This is a genomic window from Burkholderia sp. LMG 13014 (assembly GCF_905232215.1).
In the GTDB taxonomy this organism is placed as follows: domain Bacteria; phylum Pseudomonadota; class Gammaproteobacteria; order Burkholderiales; family Burkholderiaceae; genus Burkholderia.
The window spans coordinates 18,569-30,327 of record NZ_CAJNKE010000030.1 but is presented as its reverse complement, the minus strand read 5'-3'; the positions used below and the strand labels follow the sequence as shown (position 1 = coordinate 30,327).

Annotated in this window: 8 protein-coding genes and 1 tRNA gene; 3 read left to right on the top strand and 6 right to left on the bottom strand. The window is 61.8% G+C overall.

Annotated features, from left to right (window positions below; translation table 11 throughout):
- Nucleotides 1-252 (bottom strand): LysM domain-containing protein (locus JYJ84_RS06570; RefSeq protein WP_205189139.1); only part of this gene is annotated, 252 nt, incomplete at its 3' end.
- A gap of 152 nt (nt 253-404) precedes the next feature.
- Entirely contained in the window at nt 405-1,316 is a 912-nt protein-coding gene (locus JYJ84_RS06565) for an aldose epimerase (RefSeq protein WP_122945004.1), read from the bottom strand.
- Between the two features lie 478 nt (nt 1,317-1,794).
- Between JYJ84_RS06565 and JYJ84_RS06560 the strand changes: the two genes are divergently transcribed.
- The gene (locus JYJ84_RS06560; RefSeq protein WP_027787856.1) at nt 1,795-2,625 is read left to right on the top strand and encodes an undecaprenyl-diphosphate phosphatase; all 831 of its coding nucleotides are present in this window, start codon (nt 1,795-1,797) and stop codon (nt 2,623-2,625) included.
- Between the two features lie 168 nt (nt 2,626-2,793).
- A tRNA-Arg gene (locus JYJ84_RS06555) sits at nt 2,794-2,870 on the top strand.
- Between the two features lie 51 nt (nt 2,871-2,921).
- Here JYJ84_RS06555 and JYJ84_RS06550 read toward each other — a convergent pair.
- Genes JYJ84_RS06550 through JYJ84_RS06540 form a run of 3 tightly spaced genes read right to left on the bottom strand, consistent with a single transcriptional unit; the run spans nt 2,922 to nt 8,850 of the window.
- Nucleotides 2,922-4,898 (bottom strand): dynamin family protein, encoded by a 1,977-nt coding sequence (locus JYJ84_RS06550; RefSeq protein ID WP_175221331.1) that lies wholly within the window; start codon nt 4,896-4,898, stop codon nt 2,922-2,924.
- A complete protein-coding gene (locus JYJ84_RS06545; protein ID WP_175221332.1) occupies nt 4,895-7,144 on the bottom strand; it encodes a dynamin family protein in 2,250 nt (749 codons plus the stop codon). The genes JYJ84_RS06550 and JYJ84_RS06545 overlap by 4 nt, the downstream gene beginning before the upstream one ends.
- A complete protein-coding gene (locus tag JYJ84_RS06540; RefSeq protein ID WP_122945007.1) occupies nt 7,141-8,850 on the bottom strand; it encodes a dynamin family protein in 1,710 nt (569 codons plus the stop codon). The genes JYJ84_RS06545 and JYJ84_RS06540 overlap by 4 nt, the downstream gene beginning before the upstream one ends.
- A 405-nt stretch (nt 8,851-9,255) precedes the next feature.
- On the opposite strand from JYJ84_RS06540, the gene JYJ84_RS06535 reads away from it, so the two are divergent.
- Nucleotides 9,256-10,242, top strand: a complete 987-nt coding sequence (locus JYJ84_RS06535; protein WP_275890709.1) for a diguanylate cyclase domain-containing protein — start codon at nt 9,256-9,258, stop codon at nt 10,240-10,242.
- Nucleotides 10,243-10,497: 255 nt separating this feature from the next.
- Here JYJ84_RS06535 and JYJ84_RS06530 read toward each other — a convergent pair whose 3' ends face one another.
- Nucleotides 10,498-11,691 (bottom strand): YafY family protein, encoded by a 1,194-nt coding sequence (locus JYJ84_RS06530; protein ID WP_236027291.1) that lies wholly within the window; start codon nt 11,689-11,691, stop codon nt 10,498-10,500.
- Between the last annotated feature and the right edge of the window lie 68 nt (nt 11,692-11,759).

Below are 11,759 nucleotides of genomic sequence, written 5' to 3'. Positions count from 1 at the left end.
CGTCGATGCGGTGGTCGTGCCGGGCGGCGGCGCGACGCGCAGCACCTGGCCGACTTCGATCGCATCGGGGTTCGTCATCTGGTTCCAGCGCACGATGTTCGATACCGACGTGCGGTTGTCGCGCGCGATCTTGTAGAGCGTATCGCCGCGCTCGACGCGATAGAACCCGGGGCCGACAGGCGCGGAGCCGCACGCGACGAGCAGGGCGGCGCAGGCGGCTGCGAAGAGTCGCTTCGTTGTTGTTCCGAACATTGAACCTCGCAAAACCCTGCCGCTCGTGACGCGGCAGGCAACACAAAACGTCCGATTTTAACGGGTTCGACCCGCGCTACGCAGTTTGGGCCGTTGCCGGGGCTGCGGCGCGCCGGTTCGGAGCGCTGCTTGATGACGTCTCAGCCTGCGTATCAGCCGGCGAGCGGGACGACGCGAATCCGCAGTGTGGCGGTTTCCGTTGCGCCCGGTGCGAGCATGCGCAGCCCGAGGCCGTTGTGGATCGCATCCGGCAGGCCGAGCCACGGTTCGACGCAATAGAAGTCCGAATCCGGCTTCTCGGTCCAGGTCGTCACCGCGTACCACGGGATCGAACCCGGCACGTCGAGCGAGATCTCGATCGTGCGGCGGCGGCCCGGCATCACGATGCGCACCGGCGTGGCCGGTACGCCGTCGAGGCAGTGGAAGCGGTCGAGGATGTCCGCGTTGTCGAGGCGATAACGGGTTTCGCCCGGTTCGGGCGTGCTGATCGAACCGTCCGGCCGCTGCGCGCAACGATGCGTGGGCGGCAGCTCGAGCGTGGTTTCGGCGCGTTCGCCGTGGGGCAGCGCGAAATAGAAATGGTGGCCGGCGTAGTAGGGTAGCGGCGTGTCGCCGCGATTGGTCGTCGTCAGTGCGACTTCGAGCGTGTGCGTGTCGGCCAGCCGGTAGGTCGTTTCGAACCGGAAATCGAACGGGTAGCTCGCCCGCAGCGCGTCGGTCGCGTCGAGCGTCATCGACAACGCGGCGCCATCGGCCGACGGTTGCGTGGCGAACGGCAGGTCGCGCGCGAAGCCGTGCATCGGCAGGTCGCGCACCACGCCGGCGGCGTCGCGCCAGCGGCCCAGTTCGCCGTCGACACGGTGACGGCCGAGGAACGGGAACAGCAGCGGGTTGCCGCCGCGCACGCGCGCAAGGTTGCTCCAGTCAGCCGTTTCCGGCCAGAAGATCACCGGTTCGCCGTCGACATGCCAGGACAACAGGCGGCCGCCGAATTGCGGAGCGACCCGGACGAGCGACGGGCCGGCGTGAAGTTCGTGAATCTCGTGTTGCTGGAAGGTCGGCATGGCGAATCGGGTTGGGCGGGTGGACGGGAACGGCGCGCTCCATTATCGGGCCGTGGCGGCTCGGGGAAAACCCTTCTCGGGAAATCGCGAGTTTTTAAGACTGTCAACGGTCGGGATAATGCCTCTAAACCGGTGAGGTTGCCGGGTCATGACACTTCGTGGAGGGGGCCATGGATCTGGCAATGGCAATGGGTATCGCACTGTTCGGCATGTTCACCGGCAGCACGGTATTATTTTTCTATCAGCTCGGCCGCTGACGGCAATTCCTGCCGAAGTCGAAAGGCCCGCCATGCAAATGGCGGGCTTTTTGCTTTCTGTGTGCTTACAAATTGCAAGCGTTTGTGTGCAATGCCGCAATATCCAGCCAAATGCCTTGGCGCAGTAATCCGGGCTCGGCATAATCGGGGCGCGTTTTTTCGGACGCGCATCGCGTCGTCCGTCTTTCTTCCCGCTTAATCTCGACTAAAAGGACCGACGCGTGAGTCTCTGGTTTCTGGTATTCCTGAGCGTCCTGCAGGGCGTCACCGAACTCTTTCCCGTCAGCAGCCTTGGCCATACGCTGCTCGTGCCGGCACTGTTCGGCATGCACATCGACAAGCACGCACCGCAACTGCTGCCGTTCCTTGTGGCGCTGCACCTTGGCACCGCGCTGGCGCTGCTGTGGTATTTCCGCGCGCGCTGGATCGCGCTGATCGGCGGCTTCTTCGCGCAGCTCGGCGGCCGCAAGAACGATGACGGGCACCTGATGTGGGCGCTCATCATCGGTACGATTCCGACCGGCATCGTCGGGCTGCTCCTCGAGAAGCGCATCGAACGCGTGTTCCACGACCTGCGGATCGTCGCGATCGCGCTGATCGTGAACGGCGTGCTGCTGTGGCTTGGCGATCGCATCCAGCGCAGCCGCGCGCATCAGGCGCCTGAGAAGATGACGTTCAAGCAGGCGTTCTTCGTGGGTCTTGCGCAGATCGGCGCGCTGATTCCGGGTTTCTCGCGCAGCGGGCTGACGATGATCGCCGGCAATGCGGCGGGGCTGACGGCGGAGAAGGCCGCGGAATTCTCGTTCCTGCTCGGTACGCCGATCATTTTCGCGGCGGGGGTGCTTGAGCTGCCGAAGCTGTTCCATGCGCGCGACCAGCTCGCCGATGCGCTGCTTGGCGGCGTGTTGACGGCGATCGCCGCCTACCTGAGCGTGCGGTTCCTGATGCGCTATTTCGAAGGACGTGGCCGGTTGGCTTCGTTCGGCGTGTATTGCGTGATCGCCGGTGTGTTCTGCCTCGGGTGGTTCATGATGCATCCGCAGCCGGTTTGATGCAGCGAAGGCCGGTCTCGCGTGATGTGACGCGATGATCGGGTATAATTTCGGGCTCGGCTTCATGCCGGGCCCGTTTTGTTTCTCGGCTTTGGTTTTGGCGGTTCTGCCGTCGCTCGAAGCCCTGTGTCAAATGCGGTCCGTGTTGGCCGTGTCTTTTCTCCCCGACCGCCCTTAGCTCAGTTGGATAGAGCAACGGCCTTCTAAGCCGTAGGTCACACGTTCGAATCGTGTAGGGCGGGCCAAGTCTCTACGCAGCAAGCTACCTACGAACGCTCGTCCGGTCGTGCGTCGGCTTACGGCGCTCCCCAGAATTGTCGAATAAAGTGCTTCCAATTTCCCGCATGCGGATTCGGGGCGGCTTCGGCCCGTTTCTCGGCGGTTTCCTCTTTGGCAGCATCCGCTTCGGCAGCGTTCGCCTCGGCAGCGTTCGCCTCGGCATGCGTTGCGCGTGCTTTGCAATGCTTGAGTGCCGCATCCGCCTGCTCGCGGAGCACCGTGAGGATTGCGTCGATGTTCTCGAAATGCGGGTCATCGAACGCCTTCGAGTCCGCCGCATCATCCTCGAACTGCATCCCCACCGCAAGAAGCGTCTCATGCACAGCCGCCTTCATCTGCGCCTTGACGTGACGTGCGCACTTCAGGTGTTCGCGCAATTGCGCTTCGCGTTCAGCATGTTTGAGTGACGCAAACCTTTCTTCGAGCAAGGAGATCAACTTGTCGCTGGCGTACTGCTGCAAGTCGAGCTCCATCGACTTGAACGTGCGCTGTGCCTGAAGGGCGGCACCGATGTCGCGCGCAATTGCGTCGCGGTACCCTACGAACACCTGGTCGATCATGCCGAACAGCACCGCGCGTGCATCGACGGGCCGGTTGTGACGCGCGAAGAAGGCGTGCAGCGATTCCCCGTGGAATGCGTATTCGCATTTGAGATCAGCGCTGTAGGCACTGATGCCGGAAAACGGTATGCCTTCGTCGGTCAGTAATTCTGCGATGTTGTCGAGAATCTCGTCGATATCGGATGGCGCGCGCAAATCGGCCTTGTTCGCTACGACATGGAATTTGTCGCCGTCGAAATCGAGGTTGCGTATGAAATCGAGGTCGGATGCGACCAGCGTGCCTGTCGAATCCAGACCGACCAGCCATACGACTGCATCGGCCTGGGCGGAGAACGACGAGGCGGCCTGCATGTCGGCGCCGGTATGGCCGGCGGTTGGGGGCGGATTATAGCCGGGCGTGTCAAGCAGGCCGAGATGATCGAATTGCGACCGCGTCATCGGCGTTGCGATCGATATGAACGGCATGATTTCCTTCAAGTCGAAGCCGAGCGACGTCAGGAATTCGTGCGAGATGTCGCGAAACAGCGAGGCATCGAGCTCGATCGCGCTGCCGGTTGTCGTGTGTGCCCGGATTGCGCTGTCCGGCGCGCTCCATACGTAGGTCGGGATGGCCGTGACCGGGCGCAAGCCGACCGCTAGCTCGATCTCCGGCGCTTCGATGAAGTTGTTGATGAACGCCGACTTGCCGCTGCTGAAGCCGCCCGCTATCGCGATGACTTTTCGGGCGTGGATACCCGGGGCATTCGCGATCAGTTGGAGTTGCACTTCGATCGCCTTGAGCGTCTGGTAAGCCTTGACGGAATCGACTAATGAGGACGCTTGGCCGGTGAAAGCCAGATAGTCTTCTTCCAATGCCTTGTGGTAGCGCGTAATGCCGCTGTTCGGCGCCGGTTTGGCGGCCAGCAAGCGCGAAACCAAGCCATAGTGTTCCTGAGTCTTGGCGAGGGTCGACGCGATGCCGTCTGCACGTTCTGCTTCTCGATGCGCGCGCTTGCGCCGCGCAGCGGCTATACCTTGCAGTTTCAGGTGGCGGTGGGACAAGGCGCCGTGTGCCGATTCGACTTGTCCGAGCGCCGCTCCGAGGTGGTTTGCGCGGTCTGATTCGCGACGCAGGCGCAATCCGAGCGACACCGCCTCGTCCTGCAGCTTGCTGTGACGGTTGAACAAACTGTCATGTGCCGACACGGCTTGCGCGAGCGCCACTCCGAGGCCATTCGCACGATCGGCTTCGTGACGGGCGCGCTTGCGAAGCGAGGCCGCCTTGCCTTGCAGCTTGCGGTGCCGGGCGTGCAAGGCACCGTGTGCCGACTCGGCTTGCGCGAGGTGCGTCTGCACCTGCTCGACCAGCGCTTTGCGCCTCCACACGAACATCTTGCCCAGCCTGTCGAGCAGGGAGGTGATCCCCGGCGACAGATGAGCGTGAAACGGGGTCATTGCATCACCTGCCGAAGTTCGGTGACCAGGCGTTCGAGGCGTTCGATCACGAGTTGCTTGTTGCCAATTTCGCTTTCGAGCGCGGCCATCTGCTTCGCATAGCCCGAGAGGAATAGCTGGGCGATGTCCGTTTGCTTCAGTGCGTCGGTGTCGTCGATATAGCGTTTGATGCCGCTCGAGAAACGCCGCTCAAGATCATAGATGTGATTGGTCGCGGCCTCGATATAGGCGTCCGCGTCGGTGCCTTGAAGCTTGCCTCGAGGTTTGAGACTCGCAGGAAGCATGATCCCGGTTTCGAGTGAAGGGCGCTTGAGATTGTCGACCAGGTTGCGGATGGCGCGTCGCTCCACATAACCGTCCACCTCGTCATCCGGGACGTTCGCCCGTACTGCGGAGAACAGCGACATGCGCAGCGTGTTTTCCCATTTCGTCATGTGCTTCTTGATGTTTTTGTCCACTTTCGCCTGAACCTCGTCCGCGATCGCAATGAGCCTGTTGCTCACGTGCGTGGTTATGATCGTCGTCTCGGTGTAGGTCGTCGTGGTGTATCCCCCAAGGGACAATTGTCGTGCAATCCAACTGACTGCGCCCGAATTCTCGGTGCGTGCTGTCCGCGTCAACGTGTCCTGATCTGTGTCCAATGCCTCCTTGACCGGTGAGAATGCGGCTGCGACGGCTTCCGTCAGTGCCTGCCCCAGCTCGGACGTTAACGTCGACAACGCATTGCGGAACTCGGTCTCAAGCTCGTAGCCCAGTTTATCCTGACGTTTTTCAAGCGTCTCGCGCCGCTCGGTGAGCTTGCCGATGTCGGCGCTGTCGATGCGGCGACGGCGGTCGTCCGCGTAGGCGAGCAGCGCGTTGCAATAGGCGACGAGCGCATCACGCTTGGCGACGGCCAGCACGTCGCGGCGCTCCGCCTTGATCACGTCCTTTTGGGCGCGCACCTCGCCGATCACACCGTGCAGTGTCGTGATGTTGGCAAGCTTGTCGAGGTTCGCGGTGGCGACTTCGCGCCGGCCCTCTGGAAAATACTCGGGAAACCGCGACGACAGGTTTTCCCAGACCTTGGTCGCGCCGTCATCCCAGCTAGCACGCTGCTCGAACCGGCTACTCAAGCCATGGGCGATGCCTGAGGTGTGCAGCAACTTCGTCGAAGCATGGGCGATCAGCTTGTCGAAGGTGTTGCCGACCTCGGGGTGGTTGCGCTTGAACGCGCCCAAGGCTTCATGCATGTGCTGGCCGAGGGCTTCGAATATGCTCTTGAGCGCGAGATCGAGCCGCCCGCCCGCATGGTTGCTACCGAACAATTGCGTGTCGACTTGGCTGGCGAGCACATAGAGTTCGCGCACGCCTTCCTTGTGCGTAATGCGCCCCAGCAGGTCGAGATCATCGACGCTGAAGAACTGGCCGGCAGGGCTGACGATGAAGATCACGTCGCAATACTTGAGCAACTCGCAAGTACGCTCCTCGCGGGAGGCAACGGGGTCGTTCAGCCCGGGCGTGTCGACAATTTCGATGTCGCGCAGATTGTCGAGCGGTAGGCGGATGTGCACGGCCTTGGTGATCGGCATGAAGCGGCCGCTGGCGCTGACGTACTCCTGGAGCTGCTTGCGCAGGCTGGGCAAATCCTCCGCGTCGAGCGTTTGCTTGTCGCCTGGCGTGACTCGGTTCAGGCCCGCCTGCTCGATGCGCGTAAACTGATCATACGCCGCGCTCAATTCCGAATAGGAATCCAGCTCTCGCTTCGCAAGCCGGCTGGCACGATCGAACAGGCTCTCGTCGCTTTCGTTTCGAGTGTTGCGGCTTTCGTCACGCCTTTGGCGCAGCTCTGCGAGCTTGTCGCGCAACAAAGTTTCGCGTTTCTCTTGGTACTTTCGTGCCTTCTCGCCGATGTTTTCGACATCGGCTTCCGAATAGAACTCAACCTCGGCCGAAAGTGTTGCCCCCCAGGACAGACGCGTGAGCGCTGCCGTCATCGGCGTGGCTGCCTTGGGCAGCACCGTGTCGCCGTCGAACAGCAGCGCGTTGAGCAAGGACGACTTACCGGCCTTGACCCGCCCGACCACACCGATCCGCAGGATCCGTTCCGCGTCGTCGATTGCCGCGAATGCGTTCGCCAGGTCTTCGACGCGATCGATGCCATGCTTGCGCACGAGGTTATGATGCTCATCGCCGAGCAAGTCGTGATTCTTTTCGACCAGCGAATCGAGCTTGTGCCGTAGAGTGATGACGTGGTCCACTGTCATGCGTGCAAATCGCCCTGATCGAGGTATTCATGGGTCAGCGCATTCAGGTGTTCGTGAAGCGCGCGCAGCTGCGTCTCCTGCTGGTCGAGATTGCTCTGATGATCGCGGCGCTCCTGTTCGAGCTTCTCGATCGCCGCCTTCTTTTCAGCGATGGCACTCTCGAACTGCGCACCCACCTGGCCGATCACCTGTGCCACCTGTTCCTTGAAGATCGCCGGCAATTTGTCGTGCAGAGAGGACTTGATGCCGGGAATCACCGTCGTGCGGATCGTGTTCTCGATGGTCTCGCGGCGGCGTGCCTCGAAGAACGGGGCCAGCAGGTCCGGCAGGAAAATGATGACCAGTTCGAGCAACGGGAATACCACGTTGGTGGTGACCGCCACGATCGTCGTCGCGACCCGGTAGATCGCTTTCGCCTTGTCCTTGTCGCTGAGGATCTTGCCCAGACGATTGAAACCGTGGCCGGCTTGCTCCAGCAGTTGCGAGGCGTTCGCCGTGACGTGGCTGGCCCACTCGCCATCCGAGGTGTAGGCCGACATCAGTGCATCGATGTCACCCAGTTCCAGCGAGAAGTCGGCTACGATCTTCTGGCCGATCTCGTTCATTTGCGCCTTGATCTTGCGAATCAGCGCGCCGCGCACGATCTCGGTCACCGCGCGGGACAGCGCGTCGCGATTGGCTGACATGCCCGCTTCCACCAGCTCGTGCATGTTCTGCTCGAGCGCACGTCCCACCTCTTCGACGCATCGACGCACCGCGCTCGCGGAATAGCGAGCCTCGACGTCGGCGATCAGGTCTTCGCGCTTGCGCTCGATCTTGAGTAGATGGGATGCCATGGCGTCGACGGCATCGGCGTTGTCCGACGAACTGGATTTGAGGGCGGCCAACGTCGCATTGATCGACTCCGTGATCTCGAAGTAGGTACGTTTGACTTCGGCGCCGAACAGACTTTGCACGATCCGCTCCGGCTCGATCGCGTTGAGCGTCGCGCTGAATTGTGCCGCGCCGTCGAGGCCGACGCGCTGCACCGTGCGGCGGGTGCCGAATGCATCTTCCACCTGCTCTTCGATTTTCGTGACGACTTCGTCGACTTCTGAATCGGCGCGCAGATTCGTCTTGCTCAAGATTAGCGAGAAGTCGCGGCCGAGCTCGTGAATGTCCGTAATCTGCCGTTCCAGGGAGCGTGTGATGCCGCCCGACTCCACGCTTACCACCACGAGATAGTGCGTGCCCTTTTCGATATAGTTCGCAATCGCCTTGTTGTGGTTTTCCAGCGTCGAATCGAAACCGGGCATGTCGACGAGAACCAGCGGCGCAATCCGGGCGAGCGCGTCGCTGCGGATCCATAAGCGCAGGTGGGAGAATTCCGCTGCGCGAGCCTTCAGTGAAGCCATTTCCTCAATATCGAAGCTCAGCGTCCGACCGTCAAGCGTGACGGCTTCGAGCCGTTCTTGCTCGGCATGACGCAACTCGGTTGCCAGCTCCGTCTCGGGCTTGATGCCGACCGGCAGCAAGTCGCGGCCGATAAACGCGTTGATGAGGCTGCTCTTGCCGGCACTGAACGAACCGACCACCGGCACCAGCAACTCGGCGGATTCGATTGCCTCGCGCAAGCCTGTCGTATCGGGGCGATGAATCAATGAGTCTCGGAGTGTTGCGCCTTGCTGCTCGAGATAATTCAGGTAGCGCTTTTGAGTTTTCAACATAGGGAAAACGACGTATTTGGAAAGCGGTTGATCAACACGATGGCTTGGACAAGCCCATGCACCCAGTCGACCTAGGTATATCGGTTCATTTCAAGGATTTCTTTAGCGATAGTAAGCGCAAGTTCACGAACCAATTGCGCAAACGTATGCGCTATTCATGGTGAATTGCTCCGGTTTTCAGGGCCAGTCGTGATGTGGCGTTAAAACGATCATAAGCACCGTATTGGACAGACCATGTCCCAAATCCGGGCTGCATCGCCAGAGTCCATCGATGCCGATTGGACAAGAATTGTCCGAACCGCGATCTAAGCTTGGCGCCGTTGAGTCATCGATGGAGAACCCCGATTGGGAGGTCGAGCATCCGTTTTGTCAATTGCTGCATGGCAGCGACCGGGCTTGCATTCGGTGTTTTTCGAACATTGCGTGGACGGCATCGCAATCACCGACGAACGGGGATACGTCATCGAGTCCAATGCTTCGCTGGCGAGCATCACGGGTCTGCGGGCCGATGCGCTGCCAGGCTGGAATATGTTCCGCTTCTGCGCGCTTGACCAGGGCCGCGCGCACTACCGGACCATACGTACGGCGCTCGCTACGGCAGGCATCTGGCGTGGCGAAGCATCGCTGACGCAGGCGGGGCACCACACGCGTTGCTATCCGGTTCGCATCAATACGGTGCGTGACGAGCAGGGCTGTACCGTGATGCTGATCTGGACGCTGGCCGACGAAACCTACTTGGCGGAGCGGCAGCGCGAGCTGATCCACCTCGCGCACCATGATCCGCTCACCGGCTTGCCGAACCGTCGGGCCTTGATGGCGCTGCTGGCGTGCCTGCTCGACAGGCCGCGGCGTACGATCCCGGGCGCCGTGCTGTACCTCGATCTCGACAAGTTCAAGCAGGTCAACGACGCGCTCGGGCACAAGGTCGGTGACGATCTGCTGCGGGCGATCGCGGTGCGGCTCAGCGCACGCATCAGGCGCGCCGATATGGTAGCCAGGCTCGGTGGCGACGAATTCGTGATCGTGCTGGAGCGGATCGCCGACGAGAAGGATGCGGGGGTGGTAGCGGCGCATGTGATCGAAGCATTCCGGGCGCCGTTCGAGCTGGCGGAGGGCAAGGTCGTGAAGATCGGCGTCAGCGTTGGCGTGGCGATCCTGCCTGCCGAGCGGATCGATGCGGAGTTGCTGCTCGATCGGGCGGATCGAGCGATGTACACGGCGAAGGGGGGCAGGGGGGCTTGCCTGTTGGATGTCTTGGGATGCAGGTCAGATGCAAACCTGAGTGACGCACCTGCCGGAGTGACGGCGTTGCACGGCGACCGCGGCGCCGAAGGGGGCGGCCGTCAGGCGCTCGCGCTTGCCTCAGAACCTCGGTTTGAGCCGGGTCGCTAACCGCTCGATCAGGCCCGTGCCAGTTCGGGCCGGGATCGGTGCCTCACAACGCGGGCAATGCGAACGTAGGCCGATATTGGGCAACAAGACGTCGCTGTGCGGCGCGAAGGTGTGTTTCCAACCACATTCGCTGCATTTCAGGGTAAATGGCGCGGGGCGTATTGGCATGGCGAGTTGGCACGGGTGGGATTCCGGTCAATCTATCCTCGTTGCTGGACAAATCATGTCCGAATACTCCGCCCGCCGTTGCCTCGCTCAGCTGTTCTCGTAGATGCCGATCAGCGCTTTCGCCTCTGCGGCCAGCTCCGCGCGAAGGCTTTCCGGCGCGAGCACCTCGACGTTCGGCCCGAAAGCGCGCAGCCACCACCGCAGCCGCTGGCTGAGCAGCACGGTGCCCTGTACCTCGAGCGTGTCGCCGTGCTGCTCCACGCGTTGATCGGTGGACAGCGGTGCCTCCAACAGGTGATTGCCCGCGCCGTTGGCGAACCGCAGCTTCAACAGGACTTCGCCTTCCACCATGAAGTCGAACTGGCGCTGCTCGCGCACATATTCCGAGAGCCTGAAGCCGCGCGGATAGGCGAACGTGTTGGGCAACATGCTGGCACGCTGGATGCGGTCGAGGCGATACATGGCTGGCTTCTCGTGGCGCTGCATGGCTGCCACGAGATAGACGAGGCCGCCGACTTCGACCAGTCCAAGCGGGTGCACGGTCTTTGGCTCGGTGTTGTCGATCTTGCTGCGCGGCTGGTAGACGATTTCGAGCTGCTGCTCGTAGAACAGCGCCTGTGAGACCGCGGCGAAGATCGCCGATTCGACCTCGGGATACAGCAGCGCGAAGCTGGCCGCCTCTACCTCGATCTTGTCGATCCATTTGCGGTAGCGCCGCTCGTGATCGCTGTTGACCGAGGCTAGGCGCTTGCTCGCCACGTCGAAGAGCGGCGTCAGGGTTTCGGCCACCAGCGCTGGAATCCGCCAGGACGAAAAGCGGCGCAAGGTTTGCAGTGCGAGGGCCTCGTCATGCGTCATGACGCCGGCCGCCTTGGCGGCAAGACCGCTCGCGCCGGCCACCTTGCTCCAGCAATTGGCTCTGCCGCGCCGCTGTGTCACGACCAGGCCAATTTTGAGCAGCTCGTCCAGCCTGCGCTGCACCGTCTTCACCACCGGTGGCTCGGGCAGCATCAGGCACAGCCTGCGATGCACTTCCGGCGTCGGCAGCGACACTTCCTCTTTGCCGGCCTCGGGCAGCACCTGCATGATTTCTCGGTCCAGCATGACGGGAATAAAATCGTGGAAATGGATAATTTGACTGTCGAATGGATAACGGCGGCTTCCGTGCGCACTTGAGTGCGACTCGAAAAAATATTCATTTAACGCCTGGAGTGCGCGATTCGTTTGCTTCGTCGCAGCGCGTTCTTCCAGCGCGCCGGATCGCGACACGATTTGTCCCATGCGGGCCGCATAGTGGTGCCGAACGCGGCGCGCATCGAAGCCCGATGCGAGCGCCGCGCCATCGCAAA